This window comes from Campylobacter sp. RKI_CA19_01121, from assembly GCF_025771295.1.
Classification (GTDB): domain Bacteria; phylum Campylobacterota; class Campylobacteria; order Campylobacterales; family Campylobacteraceae; genus Campylobacter_D.
The window spans coordinates 21229-40038 of sequence record NZ_JAKMQA010000008.1 but is presented as its reverse complement, the minus strand read 5'-3'; the positions used below and the strand labels follow the sequence as shown (position 1 = coordinate 40038).

Annotated in this window: 21 protein-coding genes; 12 read left to right on the top strand and 9 right to left on the bottom strand. The window is 30.7% G+C overall.

Annotated elements, in window-relative coordinates; genetic code table 11:
• Window positions 1-4: 4 nt before the first annotated feature.
• From L8T90_RS05445 to L8T90_RS05430, 4 genes are all read right to left on the bottom strand, one after another.
• Window positions 5-997, bottom strand: coding sequence for a dipeptidase (locus tag L8T90_RS05445; RefSeq protein ID WP_263678876.1), 993 nt, complete (start codon window positions 995-997; stop codon window positions 5-7).
• Window positions 998-1023: 26 nt separating this feature from the next.
• Window positions 1024-2469 (bottom strand): aldehyde dehydrogenase family protein, encoded by a 1446-nt coding sequence (locus tag L8T90_RS05440; protein WP_263678874.1) that lies wholly within the window; start codon window positions 2467-2469, stop codon window positions 1024-1026.
• Window positions 2470-2487: 18 nt separating this feature from the next.
• Window positions 2488-2871, bottom strand: a complete 384-nt coding sequence (locus L8T90_RS05435; RefSeq protein WP_263663992.1) for a RidA family protein — start codon at window positions 2869-2871, stop codon at window positions 2488-2490.
• Window positions 2872-3098: 227 nt separating this feature from the next.
• Window positions 3099-3728 carry a GntR family transcriptional regulator gene (locus L8T90_RS05430; RefSeq protein ID WP_263663994.1) on the bottom strand — a complete coding sequence of 210 codons (630 nt, stop codon included), beginning with the start codon at window positions 3726-3728 and terminating at the stop codon, window positions 3099-3101.
• A gap of 146 nt (window positions 3729-3874) precedes the next feature.
• On the opposite strand from L8T90_RS05430, the gene L8T90_RS05425 reads away from it, so the two are divergent.
• On the top strand, window positions 3875-4255 hold the full coding sequence (locus L8T90_RS05425; RefSeq protein ID WP_263736933.1) for a YbgC/FadM family acyl-CoA thioesterase: 381 nt from the start codon (window positions 3875-3877) through the stop codon (window positions 4253-4255).
• Here L8T90_RS05425 and L8T90_RS05420 read toward each other — a convergent pair.
• From L8T90_RS05420 to L8T90_RS05410, 3 genes are read right to left on the bottom strand one after another with little or no spacing between them, the layout of a single operon-like run.
• Entirely contained in the window at window positions 4233-5450 is a 1218-nt protein-coding gene (locus tag L8T90_RS05420; protein ID WP_263736932.1) for a hypothetical protein, read from the bottom strand. The two genes, L8T90_RS05425 and L8T90_RS05420, sit on opposite strands and share 23 nt — an antisense overlap.
• Complete coding sequence (locus L8T90_RS05415) at window positions 5447-6058, bottom strand: uracil-DNA glycosylase family protein (RefSeq protein WP_263736931.1); 612 nt, start codon at window positions 6056-6058, stop codon at window positions 5447-5449. The genes L8T90_RS05420 and L8T90_RS05415 overlap by 4 nt, the downstream gene beginning before the upstream one ends.
• Window positions 6058-6531, bottom strand: a complete 474-nt coding sequence (locus tag L8T90_RS05410) for a GNAT family N-acetyltransferase (protein ID WP_235362456.1) — start codon at window positions 6529-6531, stop codon at window positions 6058-6060. The genes L8T90_RS05415 and L8T90_RS05410 overlap by 1 nt, the downstream gene beginning before the upstream one ends.
• Before the next feature lie 138 nt (window positions 6532-6669).
• Here L8T90_RS05410 and rpmH point away from each other — a divergent pair, with 138 nt between their 5' ends.
• From rpmH to L8T90_RS05355, 11 genes are read left to right on the top strand one after another with little or no spacing between them, the layout of a single operon-like run.
• Complete coding sequence (rpmH, locus tag L8T90_RS05405; protein WP_012661270.1) at window positions 6670-6804, top strand: 50S ribosomal protein L34; 135 nt, start codon at window positions 6670-6672, stop codon at window positions 6802-6804.
• Window positions 6801-7127, top strand: coding sequence for a ribonuclease P protein component (gene rnpA / locus L8T90_RS05400; RefSeq protein ID WP_263664026.1), 327 nt, complete (start codon window positions 6801-6803; stop codon window positions 7125-7127). Before rpmH ends, rnpA begins: the two co-directional genes overlap by 4 nt.
• The gene (yidD, locus tag L8T90_RS05395; RefSeq protein WP_263664027.1) at window positions 7115-7498 is read left to right on the top strand and encodes a membrane protein insertion efficiency factor YidD; all 384 of its coding nucleotides are present in this window, start codon (window positions 7115-7117) and stop codon (window positions 7496-7498) included. Before rnpA ends, yidD begins: the two co-directional genes overlap by 13 nt.
• Window positions 7462-9042, top strand: coding sequence for a membrane protein insertase YidC (gene yidC, locus L8T90_RS05390; protein WP_263736930.1), 1581 nt, complete (start codon window positions 7462-7464; stop codon window positions 9040-9042). Before yidD ends, yidC begins: the two co-directional genes overlap by 37 nt.
• Window positions 9026-9871, top strand: a complete 846-nt coding sequence (locus L8T90_RS05385) for a Jag N-terminal domain-containing protein (RefSeq protein WP_263683038.1) — start codon at window positions 9026-9028, stop codon at window positions 9869-9871. The genes yidC and L8T90_RS05385 overlap by 17 nt, the downstream gene beginning before the upstream one ends.
• Entirely contained in the window at window positions 9868-11196 is a 1329-nt protein-coding gene (gene mnmE, locus L8T90_RS05380; RefSeq protein WP_263736929.1) for a tRNA uridine-5-carboxymethylaminomethyl(34) synthesis GTPase MnmE, read from the top strand. Before L8T90_RS05385 ends, mnmE begins: the two co-directional genes overlap by 4 nt.
• 12 nt (window positions 11197-11208) lie before the next feature.
• Window positions 11209-13386, top strand: a complete 2178-nt coding sequence (gene purL / locus L8T90_RS05375; RefSeq protein WP_263736928.1) for a phosphoribosylformylglycinamidine synthase subunit PurL — start codon at window positions 11209-11211, stop codon at window positions 13384-13386.
• 2 nt (window positions 13387-13388) lie between these two features.
• Complete coding sequence (locus L8T90_RS05370; protein WP_263736927.1) at window positions 13389-14159, top strand: DnaJ domain-containing protein; 771 nt, start codon at window positions 13389-13391, stop codon at window positions 14157-14159.
• A complete protein-coding gene (gene purH, locus L8T90_RS05365) occupies window positions 14156-15688 on the top strand; it encodes a bifunctional phosphoribosylaminoimidazolecarboxamide formyltransferase/IMP cyclohydrolase (RefSeq protein ID WP_263736926.1) in 1533 nt (510 codons plus the stop codon). The genes L8T90_RS05370 and purH overlap by 4 nt, the downstream gene beginning before the upstream one ends.
• 15 nt (window positions 15689-15703) lie before the next feature.
• Entirely contained in the window at window positions 15704-17296 is a 1593-nt protein-coding gene (locus L8T90_RS05360) for a methyl-accepting chemotaxis protein (RefSeq protein WP_263678856.1), read from the top strand.
• An 11-nt stretch (window positions 17297-17307) separates the two neighbouring features.
• Window positions 17308-17721 carry an META domain-containing protein gene (locus L8T90_RS05355; RefSeq protein WP_263725209.1) on the top strand — a complete coding sequence of 138 codons (414 nt, stop codon included), beginning with the start codon at window positions 17308-17310 and terminating at the stop codon, window positions 17719-17721.
• A 10-nt stretch (window positions 17722-17731) separates the two neighbouring features.
• Here the strand turns inward: L8T90_RS05355 and pyrF are convergent, their stop codons facing one another.
• Both pyrF and nusB read right to left on the bottom strand, forming a co-directional pair.
• A complete protein-coding gene (gene pyrF, locus L8T90_RS05350) occupies window positions 17732-18415 on the bottom strand; it encodes an orotidine-5'-phosphate decarboxylase (protein ID WP_263664007.1) in 684 nt (227 codons plus the stop codon).
• Window positions 18412-18810, bottom strand: a complete 399-nt coding sequence (nusB, locus tag L8T90_RS05345) for a transcription antitermination factor NusB (protein ID WP_263659333.1) — start codon at window positions 18808-18810, stop codon at window positions 18412-18414. Before nusB ends, pyrF begins: the two co-directional genes overlap by 4 nt.

The following is an 18810-nucleotide window of genomic DNA, read 5'->3' as shown; positions in this document are numbered from 1 at the left end:
CTCCTTAGCAAGTTTGAGCTTTTAAGCCATCTTGTAAAAAATGAAGCCAATTAAGACCCATGATTTTTTTTACATCATTCTCAGAAAACCCATAATTAATCAATCCTTTATAAATATTATATAAGCCACTAGAATCATTAAACCAAGACACATTTTTAGGCCATGTGGAATTAGTAGCACTACCTTCGCCATAATCTTTTATCTTAGACCATCTACCATTGCGCATCCATTCTAATACATCTAATGGTTGATTTAAACATAAATCACTTCCTATACCTATATGATCAACCCCTATCATATCTGCCAAATCAGCACTCATTTTACAAAAATCATCCAATGTACAATCACTTCCATTTGGCAAATGAAAAGGATATAAAGACAAACCTATCAAACCTTTTCTCTTAGCTAAAGCTTTTATCACCTCATCGCTTTTATTTCGCAATCCATTGTGCGCAAATTTAGGATTAGCATGAGATATACATATAGGGCGAGACGATATGTCAATAGCTTCCAATGTTGATCTATCACTACTATGAGACATATCAACAATCATACCAACCCTATTCATTTCTTCAATCGCTTGTTTGCCAAAGCGAGTAATACCACTGTCGTTTTTTTCATAACAACCAGTAGCCAATAAGCTTTGATTATTATAAGTTAGCTGCATAATCAACAAACCAAGCTGTCTCATAACAGATATTAACCCTATTTCATCATCAATCAAAGAACAATTTTGCGCTCCAAAAAAAATCCCTACCTTATTTTGAGCTTTTGCTTTTAAAATATCTTCGCTTGAAAAAACAGGCAATATATATTCATTAAATTCTTCAAAAAATCTATGCCACTGAGCAAATCTAGTGAGTGTTTCTCTAGCATTTTCATGATATACTAAAGTAACATGCACAGCACTAACACCACTTGATTTTAAAAATTTAAAATATTCTTTATCCCATTTGCAATATTGCAAACCATCTATAATGATATCTTTCCCAAACATAACCACCTCCTTTTTGTAAACAACATTTAATAAGCTTTTACATAAGTTGTTTTTACAACTGTGTAAAATTCCTTCGCATAAGAACCTTGCTCTCTTGGACCAAAGCTAGATTCTTTTCTGCCTCCAAAAGGTACATGATAATCTGTTCCAGCTGTAGGAAGATTAATCATAACACAACCACTTTTTGCTTCTTTTTTAAATATGTTTGCATTTTTTAAACTCGATGTTACAATCCCTGAAGTCAATCCAAAACGAGTACCATTATTAAGCGCAACAGCTTCTTGTAAATCTTTTGCTTTAATCACACATGCTAATGGAGCAAAAATTTCTTCCTGATTAACATCCCAATCATTTTTAGTATTAATAAATAAAGTAGGAGACATATAGTAACCATTTTTATCAAGTGATAATTTTTTACCACCAAATACCAATTCCGCTCCAAGATCTTTAGCTCTTTGAACCCATTTGAAATTAGATTCAAATTGTTTATTATCGGCTACTGGTCCCATAAAAATTCCATCATCTAAGCAATGGCCAACCTTTAATGTTTTCATTCTAGAAACCATTTTCTCAACAAAAGCATCGTGAATACTTTCTATAACAATCAAACGAGAACTTGCTGTGCATTTTTGTCCAGTACCTGAAAAAGCTCCTGCAATAGCACACTCAACAGCAAGATCAAGATCTGCATCATCCATAACAACTAAGGCATTTTTACTACCCATTTCTAATTGACATTTAACAAAATTTGCAGCCGTAGCACGTGCTATTTTTCTACCAACATCAACAGATCCAGTAAAAGAAAGTGCGTTGATATTTCTAGAATTAATAATAGTCTCACCAACTTCTCCACCACTACCTAAAACTAAATTAAATACACCGCTTGGCAATCCATGCTCATGAATAATCTCAGCCAAAGCTACAGCAGAAGCTGGAGTGGTATTAGCTGGTTTCCATACTATACTATTACCAAAACAAAGAGCAGGAGCTATTTTCCAAGAAGCTGTTGCAATAGGGAAATTCCAAGGAGAAATAATACCAACAACACCAACAGCCTCTCTTGTAATCTCAACATCAACACCACTTCTTACAGACGCTGCATTTTCCCCAATTTGTCTTAATACTTCAGCTGCATAATATTGAAAAAATTGACCTGATCTAAACGCTTCTCCTTTTCCTTCTATTTTTGTTTTTCCTTCTTCTAAAGATATGATTTTTCCAATCTCATCGCTTCTATTCATTAAAGATTCACCGATTTTATAAAGCAAATTTGCCTTTTCTTCTAAAGGAGTTTTTTCCCAAGAAACTTGAGCCTCTTTAGCAGCATCAATAGCTAGCTCTACTTGTTTTTTATCAGCCTGTGCTACATCCCCTAGATCATTATCAATATCAGATGGATTAATATTTTTTATAGTATTAACACCCTCTACCCATTGACCATTAATATATAAACCCTTAGTACAATCTAACATTTTATCTCCTTTATAATTTTAATTATGAGTTTGCGCATAAACTACAAATTCAACCAGCATTTCTTCTCTAGCCAAACCAGAAACAATAAATGCAGCTCTATTTGGATAAACTGTATTGAAATAGGTTGAATATATCGAATTTACAAATTTTAAATCTTCTCTTTTTGTAACATAAATTAAAATCTGTAACACATCATCTAATTTAGAACCAGCACATTCTAAAGTATGAATAAGATTTGAAAAAACTTGCTTGGTTTGCGCTTCTATACCACCAGTAACAACCTCTCCATTTTTATCAATAGGAATTTGTGCTGTATATAAAATATTATTTGATACAACCGCCCATTCTAATGGAGATTTTGAGGGGAATAATTTTGTTTTAACCGCTATTTTACTTGACATACAACTCCTTTTTGTATTGTTATATTTTCAAGTCTATAGGAAAAAAACTTAATAAATACTTAATGCCGACAATAAATATATTATATATTTTCTTACCTTGAAAAAACATGTAAATATGTGAATATTGGTAAATATATTTAAAAGATATCCCTATGATTAAAACATCAAATAAGTTAGTAAGGTAGTTTTAGTTGTAAAATTGAATATATACTTATTATATGATTATATCAAATCAAATATTGTTTAACAAAATTCTCAAAATAATCAATAATGTCATCAACATATTCCAAAGCTTTTTCTGTGTTTTTTTGATACACAGCTTTTAATATATTCTTGTGTTTTTCTTTTACAATATCATGTTGACTATTTTGAGCATAGCGATACCAAAATCTCCTTGAAATCCCTTGCACATTTCTCAATTCTTCGTAAATAAAATAATTTTTAGAAGCTTTAGCTAATACATCTTGTCTTTTATCAAGCCATGATAAAAAATTTATTTCATCATAATTTTCAATTTCATTTAAAAGTTCATTTATAGCTTTTTTATCATCCTCAGTAAGTCTTTTTATAGCACATTCTATACAAAGTTTCAAAATAACTCTTCTTACTTCCAAAAGTTGCATTTGTAAAGAAGCATTCATTTGTGGAACCATTATTCCTGCTTTTGATATATTCACCAAATAACGTTTTGAAAGCAACAATAATGCTTCTCTTACAGGCGTACGTCCAACATCAAGCATATTTGCTATGCCCTGTTCTGTCAAAATACTACCAGGCTCTATTTCACAAAAAACTATTCTTCTTTCTAATTCATCATATACTTGTTCGGCTAAAGTTTTATTTTTCACTTTTTTCATGTAATTTCCAAATATAAAATAAAAATTATAGAATAATATCTAATTATTAATGTATTTAAGACAGAATATTAATGATTAAAATTCATATTTGATATTCAATTTACTTTAAATATAATGTATTATAAAAAACAAAAAAAGGATTTTAAATGCAAATACGAATTTATTATGAAGATACCGATGCAGGCGGAGTGGTATATCATAGCAACTACTTAAAATTTTGCGAAAGAGCAAGAAGTGAGATATTTTTTCAAAAAAATGCAAAAATTTTTGACAAAAGCACAGGACATTTTCTACTTACAAAAGCAAATTGTAACTTTTTAAAACCCGCTAAACTTGGAGATCTTATAGAAGTAAAAACATTTATCACAAAGCTTAAAAAAGCTTCAGTTTATATAAAACAAGAGATTTACAAAGAAAACACCAAACTTTTTGAGGCTGAATTTACCCTAGCTTTTTTAAAAAATGAAAAAGTAGCCCCTATAGATGAGGCTATAGCTAAGATTTTTACTGATTTTGCAAAGGAGTAAAACCTAAGCCTTGCGAGCGAATGATTTTAACCTTATAGTCAAATTGATTATCATTTAAACTCTCATCGAAAATTCTTTGAGAGTCTTTATCTAAAAACTGCGTATAAAAATAATCAAGCCCCACGCTAGTTGCATACGCTATCCAGTTGTAATTAATATTTTGCGAAAAAAGCTCATTAAGATAGCTTAGAGTTTGATCCTCATTAGAAATGGAATTTGCTAGTAAAAGTTTTTTTCTATCGTTAATTTGCGTTAAACTTAGCAAAATAGGATTATAATTAATCTGAGTTGATAATAGCACAAAAGGTTCTATATCATAAGTTCTTATTTGCGAGCTTATGAGTGCTGTTTTTATCAAAGAAGTATTTAAAATAATACTAGAATCTTGAAAACTTCTATTTTGATTTAAAATGCTTCTAAAATCAAATTTAGAACTATTAATAGTGTAAATTTTCTCGCTACCATTCCCTATGTTTAAAACATTTTCATCTAAGCGATTTGCCAAAGGTGTTCCATCTGAAAAAATGATATTTTTACCATTTGAATACTCTAAAAGTTTTTGAATTTGTTTTTGATAATCTATACTTCCAAAATATACATTTTCATTTTGCGTATCAAAATTTCTTTTGTGTGCAGTAGGAATAAAAACTTTTACATTAGAATCAAGGCTTTCTTTTAATAAATTTTTCACACCTTTATCTGTAAAACCAGCGATGATGTAATTAAATTTTTCTTCTTGAGCTTGTTTAAAAGCTTTAGTTATCTTGTTCTCATCTTCTGTGCCTATTAAAAACACCTTTACTTTTATTTGCGCTCTTTGTCTTAATAAATACGCTATGCTTGAATTTATAATAGTATTAGAATAACTTTTAATCGTTTGCTCAGGTATAATAATAGCTAATTTTACACTAGCATTTTTTTGAATTCTTTTTTCAAAATCTATGATGGAATTTAAAAGTTTAGTATAGATATTAACCAAGAGTTCATTTGCATTATCATTGTTAAATCTTGATAAGAAATTAAAATAAAGTCCTGTTTCTAGCAAAGTAAATAAACAATCATTATCACAATTTTGAAATTCTAAATTAGGATAAAAAGACTCACTAGGTTCTATGGGCGATGGCTTTTGTTCTTTTGCAAAAACACTTAAAGTTAAAACAAAACTCATCATCAAACAAACTAAACTTTTTCTCATAAATAACCTTTTATTTTTTTAATATCATCTATAAATTCAGTATAAAAGCTAGGATTTTTACTCAAAAAATTCAAATCATAACTTGGCAAAAGCAAAGCATTATTAAAACGCATACATTGCCCTTTGTATTTTTGAAAGTTCTCAAAACCCAAACTTACAAAAGCTTCTTGACCAAGACATAAAATAATCTTTGCTTTTACAAAATCAAGCTCGTTATAAAAATACGGCAAGCATAATTTTAGTGCTTGATCATCTATTTTAAAATTACTAAAACATTTAAACATATAAGAAAAATATATCTCATCTTCTTTTAAATTTAAAAGCTCTTTGCATAATCTTAAAAACTCTTGTTTGTTTTTAGAAGCAAAAAACTTTCCACTTTCGTTTTCTTCTTTATCAATAAAAGCTTGATAAATCAGAATTTTAGCATTTTTGGCTTCTTTTTCTATTAAACTATACTTTCTTAATTTAGAAAAATGACAAAGATTGCAAGTTTTTACTCTTTCGTTTAATTCTTTAAAACTTAAGTTAAAATGTCTAATTTGCTTTTGTTCATCAAAGTATTCATAACCAAAAGCTTTTAGATAATACAAACTGCGTTTATTCATCACATCAATGCTTCTAAATTTTCACCCTCTAAACGATAAGTTCTCCACTCACTCATATGTCTTGCATTTAACTTGGTATAAAATTCAATCCCCAAATCATTATCATTTAAACAAACCCACTCTAAGCGTTTAAGATTTTTTTCTTTGCAAATTTGCGCTAGATATTTAAAAACAGCTCTAGCATAACCTTTTTTTCTATATTTTGGCTGTATGTAAATATCTTCTAGGTATAATCCACCCAAACCCCAAAAAGATGAAAAAGTAAAATAATACATCACATAGCCTATTATCTCACCATCAACCTTTAGGCTCAAAGCCTTAGCATATTCATGTTTAAAAAATGATTCTTCAAGTTCTTTGCTTGTGCATTTTACATCTTCAAGCATATTTTCATGAATAGCAAGTTCTTTGAGTAATTCTAAAATTTTTTCCAAATCTTCTTTTTTACTCTCACAAATTTCAAAAGCCATTATTTTTCCTTAGTTTACAAAATAAAATCAAAATTTAGCAAAAAGTTTTAAAATAACTCTTAATTAAAAGCAGATTTAAGTAAGATTTTGCTAACATACTCGCTTATTATTTTGTTTTTTATTTTAAGTTAAGGAAAAAATATGAAAAGAACATATCAACCACATAAAACTCCTAAAAAAAGAACTCACGGCTTTCGTGTACGTATGAAGAGCAAAAATGGTCGCAAAGTGATCAATGCTAGACGTGCTAAAGGTAGAAAAAGATTAGCGGTATAAAAGATTTTCTAAGTATTAACGACTTAGGAGAGTTTGCAGCAATTTATAAAGAAGGTAAAAAATGGCATTGCGAAGGCATGATCATCTTTTACTCTTTAAGCGAAGAAAAAAAATTCGCCGTTGTTGCTAGCAAAAAAGTTGGAAAAGCTGTTATAAGAAATAGAGCCAAAAGGCTCTTAAGATCAGCTTTTTTTCAGGTTAAAAATCAAGTTGAAAACGGAAAATACATACTTGTAGCCAAAACGAGTATCACTGAAATTCCTTTTTTAAAATTAGAAAAAAACTTGAAATGGGGTTTGAAAAAAATAGGATGCATAAAATAGTTTGTCTAAAATTTATCAGATTTTATCAACTCTTTATCAGTCCTTTTAAACCACAATGCTGTAGGTATTACCCAAGTTGCTCTGAATATGCCTTATGGCAATTTAAAAAAAATAATATTTTTAAAGCATTTGGTGCAGTTTTTTTAAGAATTTTAAAATGCAATCCGTTTTTTAAAGGTGGTATTGATTATCCTAAAATACGCAAGAATAATCTAAACTCAGGTATATGTTTTAAACCTAGTTTTAATGCTTTAAAACAACTCAATTATCTTTATATCCCTTGCAACGATAATCAATTTTTTTTAATTAAGATTATATTTCCAAAGGACAATCCGTGTCAGAAAATTTATCTCAACAAAAACGCATATTAATTGCTGTTGTATTATCATTTTTATTTTTTGTAGTTTATGATTATTTTTTTATACCCAAAGCTCCACAAACTGAGCAAAATATCACTCAAATAGAACAAAACAACTCAGCTCCACAAAGCACTACGAGCACTAACTCTCAAGCTCCAAAAACAGAACTTAGCGTTAATCAAAAAGAAGAAATAGCAGTTGTTAAAAGTGAACATTTTGAAGCACATATTGACTCTTTAGGTAGGATAGCTAAATTTTATCTAAGTGATGAAAAATACAAAGATGAAAATGGCAAAAGTATTAATCTAGTAGATACTTCTTTATCACCTTTACCATTAGAAATAAGATTTAGTGATGCAAAAATCAATCAAGAGGCATTTAATACACCATATACCACAAGTCAAAAAACTATCAATGTCAGTGATGAAAACACAACCTTGATCCTTACTCAAAATTTAAATGATTTAGTAGTAACTAAAAAAATCACTTTCCATAAATATGGAAACTATGATTTAGAGGTTAATCTAAGCAAAGACGCAGCTTATTTTATCACACCAGGTTATCGTCCAAATATAGCAGTTGATAGCTATACAGTACATGGGGTTTTGATCTTAGATAAAGATGATAAAATCACAATGTTAGAAGATGGCGATGTAGAAAATGATGAAAGTTTTTCTAATGTAACCCTTATGGCGGCTTCAGATCGCTATTATAGTGCTTTCTTTTATAATTTTGAAAAACCACTCAATGCTGTAGTTACTAAAGATAATCACGAAAATTCTATCGTTTTTGCAAGTGCGACAAATACTTTTAAGGCAAGCGGTTATGTTGGCTCAAAAGAGCATGAAATTTTAAGAAGCATTCATGCGGATTTAGATGATGTTGTGGAATATGGTTGGTTTACTTTTATAGCTAAGCCTATGTTTGAATTTTTAAATTTCTTACATGGCTACATGGGCAACTGGGGTTGGGCTATTGTAGTGATGACTTTAATTGTGCGTATTATTCTTTTCCCACTTACTTACAAATCAATGATTTCTATGAATAAACTCAAAGATTTAGCACCTAAAATGAAAGAAATCAGAGAACGTTATAAAGGCGATCCGCAAAAGATGAATTTGCACATGATGGAACTTTATAAAAAACATGGTGCAAATCCTATGAGCGGATGTTTGCCTATACTTATTCAAATTCCAATTTTCTTTGCAATTTATAGAGTTTTACTAAATGCTATAGAGCTAAAAGCTGCACCATGGGCTTTTTGGATTACAGATTTATCTGTGATGGATCCATGGTTTATCTTACCTATATTTATGGGTCTAACTATGTTTATCCAACAACTTATCACACCAATGGCTATACAAGATCCTATGCAAGAAAAGATTATGAAATTTTTACCATTAATTTTCACTTTCTTCTTCTTAACCTTCCCAGCAGGTTTAACTTTATATTGGTGTGTAAATAATATATGCTCACTTATTCAACAAGTGATTGTAAATAAACTTTTCAAAAACCACAAAAAAGAGGAAATAGCTAAACATGAACATAGAAGCTAAAGACTTACAAACTGCACTCATAGAAGCCTCAAAACAACTTGAGTGCTCTGTGATTGATCTAGAATATGAAGTTATTCAACATGCTAAAGCAGGATTTTTTGGTTTGTTTAGAAAAAATGCTATTATTTGTATTAAAGGACACAAAAAAACCAAAAAACCTCATCAAGAAAAAGCTAAAAAAAATCAAAACGAGAATTTTAGCAAACATTCACAAAAAAATCTTGAAAAAAATGAACACTACAAAGAACACAGAGAAAGTTTTCAAAAACCACTTGAAGCCAATGCTCCAACTAAAGAACATTATAAAGTAAAAAATGATGCTATTTTTGATTCATTTCATAAAGAATCACCAGAAGAAAAAAATATCGCTTCTTATATTGATGAGATAAAAATTTCACTAGAAAATTTACTGGCAACTTTTGATTTTGATATCAAGGTTGTACAAGTTAGTGTTTGGGACGAAAATTGTGTATTGATAAAACTTGATGGAGAAGATGCAGCTTTACTTATAGGCAAAGAAGCCCATAGATATAAGGCTTTTTCATATTTACTTTATAACTGGCTTAGCGCTAAATATAAAATTCAGCCAAGACTAGAAATCGCTCAATTTTTAGAAAATCAAACCCAAGCTATAGAAAATTATTTAAAAATTCTTATAGAAAAAGTAGAGAGTACAGGAAGAGTCCAAACAAAGCCTTTAGATGGAATTTGGCTAAAACTTGCATTAGAAAAATTAAGAGAACGTTTTCCTGATAAATATGTAGCTATTAAACAAAATGACGATCAAAGATACATCGTTGTAAATGATTTTTTGAAGAAAAATGAATGAATGACACTATAGCTGCTATAGCCACAGCCCATGGAGTGGGCTCTATAAGTATCATTAGAGTAAGTGGGGAGAAAGCTTTAGAGCTTGCATTGAAAATTACCCACAAAAAAGAATTAACGCCCCGCTATGCACACTTGTGCAAACTTTATAAAAACAACAATGACTTCTTAGATGAAGCTTTAGTGATTTATTTTAAAGCACCCTACTCTTTTACAGGAGAAGATATAGTAGAATTTCAACTTCATGGGGGTTTTTCTTTGAGTGAAATTTTACTTGATGAGCTTATTTTAGCAGGAGCGCGTCTTGCTAGCCCTGGAGAATTTAGCAAAAGAGCTTGTTTAAATGGCAAAATGGATCTTTTAAAAGCTTTAAGTATACAAGATGTCATCATGTCAAAATCAACAAGTGCTGCAAATATCATAGCAAAAAACATTAAAGGTGATTTAAGCAAATTTTTAAATACCATTAGAATGGATCTTGTTCAAACCCTTGCTTTTGTAGAAACTAGTATTGATTATGCAGATGATGACTTACCACAAGATTTACTTGATCAAATCATTACCATGTGTGAAAAAAATTCAAAACTTTTACGCGATATAGTAGATATTTCTTTAAGTAAAAAAGGACTTATAGAAGGCTTTAAAGTTGCTATTATCGGTAAGCCAAATGCAGGAAAAAGCTCATTATTAAATTCACTTTTAGCTTTTGATAGAGCTATTGTTTCTAATATTGCAGGTACTACAAGAGATCGTATCGAGGAAAGCTTGAAAATAGGCTCACATTTAATCAAAATCATCGACACAGCAGGTATAAGAAATGCAGATGATGAGATAGAAAAAATCGGGGTTAATTTAAGTTATGAAAGCATTAAAGAAGCAGATATTATCATAGCTGTTTTTGATGGATCTAAAGAATTTGAAGAAGAAGATGAGCGTATTTTACAAGCTTTAAAAAATTGTGATAAAAAAATCATTTATGTTTTAAACAAAAGCGATCTGACTACCAAATTTAAACATGAAATTAGTACTTCTTGTATACGCATTTGCGCTCAAGAAAACACCCAAGCCATTAAGGAAAATTTAAATGAATACTTAAATACTTTAGATGGCGATGGAATGCTAATTAGCAATACCTTAATACTCAATGCTTGCAAGAATGCTAGCGAAGCTATTTTGCGCGCAAGGGATTTATTAAAAGAAAGTTCTTTAGAACTTTTTGCTTTTGAACTAAATTTAGCCATAGGAGAGATAGCCCAATTTACAAAAGATTTTGAAAGAGATGAAATTTTAGATGCTATGTTTAGTAATTTTTGTTTAGGTAAATAAAAAGGAGAGAAAATGGATAAAGAAATTATAAAACAACACAAAATTAGTGACGAAGAATATCAAGAAATTTTAAATATACTAGGCAGAGAGCCTAATTTACTAGAGCTTGGAGTAATTTCTGCTATGTGGAGCGAGCATTGCTCATATAAATCAAGCAAAAAATACCTTAATGGCTTTCCAACCAAGGCTCCTTGGGTAATCCAAGGTCCTGGTGAAAACGCTGGGGTGATAGATATAGGCAAAGGAATGGCAGCTGTATTTAAAGTAGAAAGTCACAATCACCCAAGCTTTATAGAGCCATTTGCAGGTGCAGCAACAGGTGTGGGCGGAATTTTACGTGATGTTTTTACCATGGGTGCAAGAGTTGTTGCAGGTATGAATTCTTTAAAATTTGGCAACATCCACGATGAAAAAATAGGCAAACATCAAAAATATTTAGTTAAAGGTGTAGTAAGTGGAATTTCACACTATGGTAATTGCATGGGTGTGCCTACTATTGGTGGAGAATGTGCTTTTGATGAATGTTTTAATGGAAATATCTTAGTTAATGCTTTTGCGCTTGGAACTTGCAAAATCGAAGATATTTTTTATGCAAAAGCTGAAGGTATAGGCAATCCTGTAATTTATGTGGGTTCAAAAACTGGTCGCGACGGGCTTGGCGGAGCTGTAATGGCAAGTGATAGCTTTAATGAATCTAGTAAAAGCTTAAGACCAACCGTGCAAATTGGCGATCCATTTGCTGAAAAATTGTTAATGGAAGCTTGTTTGGAACTTTTCAAAACTGATTATATAGTTGGAATTCAAGATATGGGTGCAGCAGGACTTACTTCAAGCTCTTTTGAAATGGCAGGACGCAGTGGTAGCGGTATGAAACTTTATCTTGATAAAACTCCTATGAGAGAAGAAGGTATGACTCCTTATGAGTTAATGCTAAGTGAATCTCAAGAGAGAATGCTAATTTGTGCCAAAAAAGGCTATGAAGAAAAAGTTATAGAAATTTTTAATAAATGGGGGCTTGATGCAGCTATTATAGGCGAAGTTACCAATACTGGCAAAATGGAACTATTTTGGCATGATGAATTAGTTGGCTTAATCCCTATTGAACCACTAAGTGAAAAAGCACCTATACTTGATAGACCTGTGGCTAAACCAAAATACTTAGATGAGATAAAAAACTATCAATTTAAGCTCAACATTCCTACCCAAGAAGCATTTGAAAAACTCCTTGCAGATGAAAATGTTAGCAATAAAGCTTATATTTATGAGCAATTTGACTCAAGCGTACAAACCAATACTTTAAAAAGCAATGGAGCTCTAGGAGCCAATAGCATTAGAATCAAAGAAAACAACTGCTTACTTTCTATGGCCATTGAGTGTAACTCAAGATTAAACTATGTAAATCCAAAAATCGGCGCAGCAGCAGCTGTTGCAAGTGCAGGAAGGAAAATAGCATGCTCAGGAGCTAGACCTTTAGCAATTAGCGATTGTTTAAATTATGGTAACCCACAAAACCCTGAAGTAATGTGGCAATTTGCCCAAGGTTGTGAAGGTATTAAACTCGCTTGTAAAGAACTCAATACACCTGTAGTAAGCGGAAATGTTTCTTTATATAATGAAACCGATGGAGTAAGTATTTTTCCAAGTCCAACCATAGCTTGCGTTGGGGTAAATGAAAAAGCAGAAAATGTTTTAAAATCATATTTTAGCAAAGATACTAGCGCTATTTATCTACTTGGAGAAAGCAAAGGTAGTTTTGGTGGATCTTTAATTGCTAAAGCACTAGATCAAAAAGTAGCAGGAGAGCTTGAAGATATAGATTTTAACGCAGAATTAAAACTATGGGATTTCCTATTAAAAGCAAACGAAGCAAAATTACTTGATTGTGCTAATAGCATAGGTATAGGTGGTCTTGCTATTACCTTAGCTAAAATGAGCGCAAAGGCAAATTTAGGTATTGAAATAAAAACTAATTTTGAAGATAAGAGTTTTATTTTCGAAGAAAGTCCAACAAGAGTTATAGTTGGTGTTAAAAATGAAGAAAAATTTATCAAATTTGCAAATGAAATAGGAGTTAAATTTACAAAACTTGGAAATTTAAATGAAAAAGATTTCATTTTAGATGATATTAAGATATCTTTAGCAAAACTACAAACAATTTATTTTGATAAATTTAATGAGTATTTAGGATAAAAATGCTTTTTGTTTTACTCGTATTGGCAATTTTGGCATTTTATTGGTATTATAAAACATGGGGTAAAGATGATCTTTTAGGCTCTTTAAAAAAAGGAGCTAAAAGTTTCTCTCAAGGTTTTAAACAAGGCTATCACGAAGAAAGAATTGATGGATTTAAAAGAAGATTAAACTACTATGTTATAGCACTTTTAGCAAAAATAGCAAAAAGTGATGGCAGAGTTAGTGAAAATGAAGCTAATATGATCTCACAAATTCTTGATTACAATGCTAAAGATTCAAGAGAAAGAGAATTTTTAAAACAAAGTTTTAATGAACACAAAAACACCTTAAATGACACCTATGAAGTAGCCAAAGAACTCATCAAGGAAGTACCTTTACCTCAACAAGAAAGAATTAATATATTAAATGTTTTGGTCGCAATGGCCTTGATTGATGGAGAACTTAACAGCACTAAAAAAGATGCATTAAAAGCCATTGTCAAAGCATTTAATCTTGATGTAAATATACTTGAGAGACTTCTAAATTCTATGCAAACTCAAAAGGTGGGTATGAATTTGCAAAAAGCATGTGAGGTCTTAGGTGTAAGCGAAAATGTAAATTTACAAGAGCTTAAAAAACGCTATAGAGAACTTGCTAAAAAATATCATCCTGATATTTTAAACGCAAACAACAGCGATGAAGCAAAAATAAAAGAAGGTGTAAAAAAATTTCAAGAAGTTAATGAATCTTATGAATTTTTAAAACAATACATAGAAAGGAAAAATCAATGAAAGCACTAATTAGTGTCAGTGATAAAGAAGGAGTAGTAGAATTTGCTAGTGAGCTTGCAAAATTAGGTTTTGAGCTTTTATCTACTGGAGGCACTTATAAGCTTTTAAAAGAAAACAACCTGCAAGTACAAGAAGTTAGTGATTTTACTCAAAGTCCTGAAATGTTTGAAGGACGTGTAAAAACCTTGCACCCAAAAATTCATGGTGGAATTTTATACAAAAGAGAAGATGAAAGCCACCAAAAGCAAGCTAAAGAGTATAATATAGAAAACATAGACTTACTTTGTGTGAATTTATATCCTTTCAAAAAAACTACAATTTTAACCCAAGATTTTGATGAGATTGTAGAAAATATCGACATTGGTGGTCCTGCTATGATACGCAGTGGCGCAAAAAACTTTAAAAATGTCATTGTAGTTTGTGATATTTTAGATTATGATAAAATCATACAAGCTTTAAAAGATAATACTTTAGATCTTGATTTTAGAAGAGCTTTGATGATCAAAGCTTATGAGCATACAGCAAATTATGATGCTTATATAGCAAATTATATGAACGAGCGTTTTAATGGTGGTTTTGGAGCAAGTAAATTTATTGTAGGTCAAAAAGTGTTTGACACAAGATATGGAGAAAATCCTCACCAAAAAGGTGCTTTATATGAATTTGATGATTTTTTCACACACAATTTTACAACCTTAAAAGGCGAGGCAAGTTTTAACAATCTAACCGATATTAACGCAGCTTTAAATTTAGCAAGTGCTTTTGATAAAGCTCCAGCAGTAGCCATTGTAAAACATGCAAATGCTTGTGGTTTTGCTATAAAAGAAAACTTACTCCAAAGCTATATCCATGCGCTTAAATGCGATACCTTGAGTGCTTATGGAGGAGTTGTAGCTATCAATGGAACCTTAGACAAAGAATTAGCGCAAAAAATCAATGAAATTTATATAGAAGTAATCATTGCAGCAAATGTAGATGATAATGCTTTGGAAGTTTTTAAAGATAAAAAACGTATTAAAATCTTTACACAAAAAGCGCCATTTTTAACTAGAGCTTATGATAAATATGATTTTAAACATATAGATGGTGGTTTTGTATATCAAGATAGCGATGAAGTTAAAGAAGATGAATTAAAAAATGCAGTATTAAAAAGCGAAAGAAAAGCTAATGAACAAGAATTAAAAGATCTTGAAATAGCTATGAAAATTGCTGCATTTACCAAATCAAATAACGTAGTTTATGTAAAAAATGGAGCTATGGTAGCCATTGGTATGGGTATGACAAGTCGTATCGATGCAGCTAAAGCAGCTATTAATAAAGCTAAGGAAATGGGGCTTGATTTAAATGGTTGTGTTTTAGCAAGCGAGGCTTTCTTTCCATTTAGAGATAGCATAGATGAGGCTAGTAAAATAGGTGTAAAGGCCATTATCGAACCAGGTGGAAGCATAAGAGATGAGGATATCATCCAAGCTGCCAATGAATATGGTATTGCACTATATTTTAGCGGTGTAAGACACTTTTTACATTAATACAAGGAGCTTCAAATGTTTAAAAGCATAGGTGCGAAGATATCTTTGGCAATGATTTCTACATTGCTAATTAGTTTTATTATCATGCAAATTATCTTACAAAAAGATTCTCAGCAAACGACAGATAGAATCAGCCGTGCACATTTGGATACCTTAAGTACTTCTGTTTTTCAAACATTAAGAATGGCAATGAATTTAGGTGACCCTGCTATTATAGAACAAGCTATAAAAGATGCTGGAGAAATTGAAGGCATAAAAGATATTAAAATTTATCCTTCAAAGGGCACAATTGAACTTTTTGAAATGCAAAAATATACAAAAAGTGATGAAAGTATCATCAACGAACAATTTAACAAGCCGCAAATACAAGCTGTTGAAATCAATAACAATCAAGGACATTATCTAAGACTTATACGCCCATTAATCGCTAATGAAAGTTGCTTAGCTTGTCATGCTAATGCTAAAGAAGGTGATGTTTTGGGTGTTATGGATATGTATAATGATTTAAAACATGTAGATGATGATTTGGCAAGCTCAGCTAGAACTTATATTATAATCTTTAGCATAGCTTTACTTTTTACTGTTTTTGCTGTGCTTTATATTTTAAAAATAGTTGTGGGTAATCCTGTTTTAGATCTTTTAAAACACGCTAAAGAATTAGCTAGCGGCGATGGAGATTTACGCGCAAGAATCAACATAAAAAGCACTGATGAAATAGGCAAAGCTTGCACCTACATCAACCAATTTATTGAAAAAATTCAAAATGCAGTGATTTCTACTAATGAAAATTCTCAAATGGTAGATAAACAATCTAAGCTTTTAAATACCAATGCACTTGATCTAGCAAATAGAACAAAAGAAGGTCACACAAAAACTGATGAATCTTATCATTTAAGTGAGCAAATTCATACAGAGTTGCAAGATCTTGCTGAGCTTTCAAACAATGCAAATAAAGCCAATACAAAATCTTTTGAAGTTTTAAACACCATGCTTGATTCATTAAATCAGGTAGTAGATAAAGTAAGAGTTGTTGCAGAAAATGAAGATGTTTTATCTCAAAAAGTTGAAGTTATGGAAAAACAAGCAGAAGAGATCAAAAAGGCTTCTGATATGATGGGAGAAATTGCTGATAAAACCAATCTTTTATCATTAAACGCAGGTATTGAAGCTGCACGTGCTGGAGAATTTGGTCGTGGTTTTTCAGTTATCGCTGAAGATGTAAGAAATCTTGCTCAAAGCTCAGAAGAATTTTTAAAAAATATTGCTATTGTCACCAAGCAATTAGTAGATAGTATTAATGAAGTTTCTAAAGAATTAAAACACAATGCTAAAGAAATTAATTCTTTAAACCAAGATGCAAAAGATCTTGTAGAAGGGACCAATGAAGTAAAAGTTTGCAATGAAAACGCAAGAGACTTAGCAAATGCTTGTATGCAAAAAATCTCAAGCACACAAGAAACTTTACAATCTTTACTTGATAAAATGCAAGAAACGGTAAAATTAAGCGATAAAAATGAAGAAATTTCAAAAATTTTGCTTGATGTTGCTCATGAGTTAAATGTAGTTTGTCAAAATTTAGAAGATGAATTAAAACATTTTCATGTATAAGGAGAATAAAAATGAGAAAAATAATCACATTAAGCATAGCAAGTTTAGCTGTTTTTAGTGGCTGTTCTGTGGCAAATTTAAGTGTTGATGATTTACAAAATAAAGAATTTACCATAAGTTCTTATGAAGCAAATGGAAAAAGCTACGAACTTCCTCAAAATACAAAAACAAGTATTAGTTTTGACAATAAAGACAAAAGGCTTTTTGGAACAGCAGGATGTAATAGATTTTTTGGAAATTATAAAGATCAAGGAAGCAGCATAAAAATAGAAGACAATCTTGCTTCAACAAAAATGCTTTGTGATCAAGAATCTATGAAATTTGAAGACAATTTCCTAAGATACTTTAATGGAGAATTTAAAATCATTAACGATGATGATGGAATTGTTTTAGAAAATAAAAAAATGAAAGTTTATTTAAAATAAGCCTTAAGGCTTATTTTAAATGCTCTAATATATCCTCGCAAACCTTTCTAGGTTCTTTTGCTTTATAAATAGGTCTTCCAACCACAATAAAATCTGACAAATTATCCTTAGCACACTCTATATCAGCTACTCTTTTTTGATCATCTGAATTTTCTTTAAACGGACGAATTCCAGGCGTTAATGTAATAAATTTTGTACTTGTATTTTCTTTTATCAGCAAGCTTTCATATACTGAGCAAACCATACCATCAAGACCACTTTCATAACTAATTTTAGAAAAATCTTTAACAGCTTGTTTAATATCTTGTTTATACACACTAAAAAATTCTTGCTCATCAAAGCTAGTTAAAGCAGATACGGCAAGCACTAAAGGTCTTTTGCTTAAAGCATTTAAGCGCTCCATAATCATACACATAGCACTTTTACCTGCACTTGCATGGATATTAAACATATCTACATCAAGCTTAGCAAGTTCTTCACAAGCATCTGCCATAGTATTTGGTATATCATAAAGCTTTAAATCTAAAAAGATTTTAAAATTATCCACTTTTTTAATCGCTTCTAAAAGCTTTACTCCATCTCTTAAATACGATCTAAGCCCTATTTTAACCCAAAGATCTAAACCTTTTAATTCCTTGGCTAAATTTATACACTCATCATAGCTTGCCACATCAAAAGCCACACAAAGTTTCATTGCTTTTCCTTGTTGATTTTATCCAACACCCCGTTGATAAATTTAGGAGCATTATCTCCTGCCATTTCTTTTGCAAGCTCTATGGCTTCATTAATAATAATCGCTTTTTGTGTAGAAGTAAATAAAATCTCATAAGCACCCAAACGCAAAATAGCCTTTTCTATACTAGCTACTCCATCTAACTTATGCTCTTTTAAACACTCATTAATTTTCTCATCAAGCAAAGTAAGTTGCTCATTAATACCATTATATAAATCTAGAGTGAATTTTCTTTGGTCATTGCGAATTTTTTTCTCATCTAAAAATTCATTAATAAAATCTTTATTTTCTTGGTTTAGCTGTGCTGCATAAAGCAAAGAAACAATACTTTGTCTTACTTGGTGTCTAGTAGCCAT

Coding starts and splice junctions, on each gene's coding strand:
- yidD (WP_263664027.1), top strand. CDS start 7,115: ATGCATAAAATAGTTTGTCTAAAATTTATCAGATTTTATCAACTCTTT.
- purH (WP_263736926.1), top strand. CDS start 14,156: ATGAAAGCACTAATTAGTGTCAGTGATAAAGAAGGAGTAGTAGAATTT.
- L8T90_RS05370 (WP_263736927.1), top strand. CDS start 13,389: ATGCTTTTTGTTTTACTCGTATTGGCAATTTTGGCATTTTATTGGTAT.
- L8T90_RS05440 (WP_263678874.1), bottom strand. CDS start 2,469: ATGTTAGATTGTACTAAGGGTTTATATATTAATGGTCAATGGGTAGAG.
- L8T90_RS05445 (WP_263678876.1), bottom strand. CDS start 997: ATGTTTGGGAAAGATATCATTATAGATGGTTTGCAATATTGCAAATGG.
- L8T90_RS05420 (WP_263736932.1), bottom strand. CDS start 5,450: ATGAGAAAAAGTTTAGTTTGTTTGATGATGAGTTTTGTTTTAACTTTA.
- L8T90_RS05435 (WP_263663992.1), bottom strand. CDS start 2,871: ATGTCAAGTAAAATAGCGGTTAAAACAAAATTATTCCCCTCAAAATCT.
- L8T90_RS05360 (WP_263678856.1), top strand. CDS start 15,704: ATGTTTAAAAGCATAGGTGCGAAGATATCTTTGGCAATGATTTCTACA.
- L8T90_RS05425 (WP_263736933.1), top strand. CDS start 3,875: ATGCAAATACGAATTTATTATGAAGATACCGATGCAGGCGGAGTGGTA.
- L8T90_RS05415 (WP_263736931.1), bottom strand. CDS start 6,058: ATGAATAAACGCAGTTTGTATTATCTAAAAGCTTTTGGTTATGAATAC.
- L8T90_RS05430 (WP_263663994.1), bottom strand. CDS start 3,728: ATGAAAAAAGTGAAAAATAAAACTTTAGCCGAACAAGTATATGATGAA.
- pyrF (WP_263664007.1), bottom strand. CDS start 18,415: ATGAAACTTTGTGTGGCTTTTGATGTGGCAAGCTATGATGAGTGTATA.
- rpmH (WP_012661270.1), top strand. CDS start 6,670: ATGAAAAGAACATATCAACCACATAAAACTCCTAAAAAAAGAACTCAC.
- nusB (WP_263659333.1), bottom strand. CDS start 18,810: ATGGCTACTAGACACCAAGTAAGACAAAGTATTGTTTCTTTGCTTTAT.
- L8T90_RS05385 (WP_263683038.1), top strand. CDS start 9,026: ATGAACATAGAAGCTAAAGACTTACAAACTGCACTCATAGAAGCCTCA.
- mnmE (WP_263736929.1), top strand. CDS start 9,868: ATGAATGACACTATAGCTGCTATAGCCACAGCCCATGGAGTGGGCTCT.
- purL (WP_263736928.1), top strand. CDS start 11,209: ATGGATAAAGAAATTATAAAACAACACAAAATTAGTGACGAAGAATAT.
- L8T90_RS05355 (WP_263725209.1), top strand. CDS start 17,308: ATGAGAAAAATAATCACATTAAGCATAGCAAGTTTAGCTGTTTTTAGT.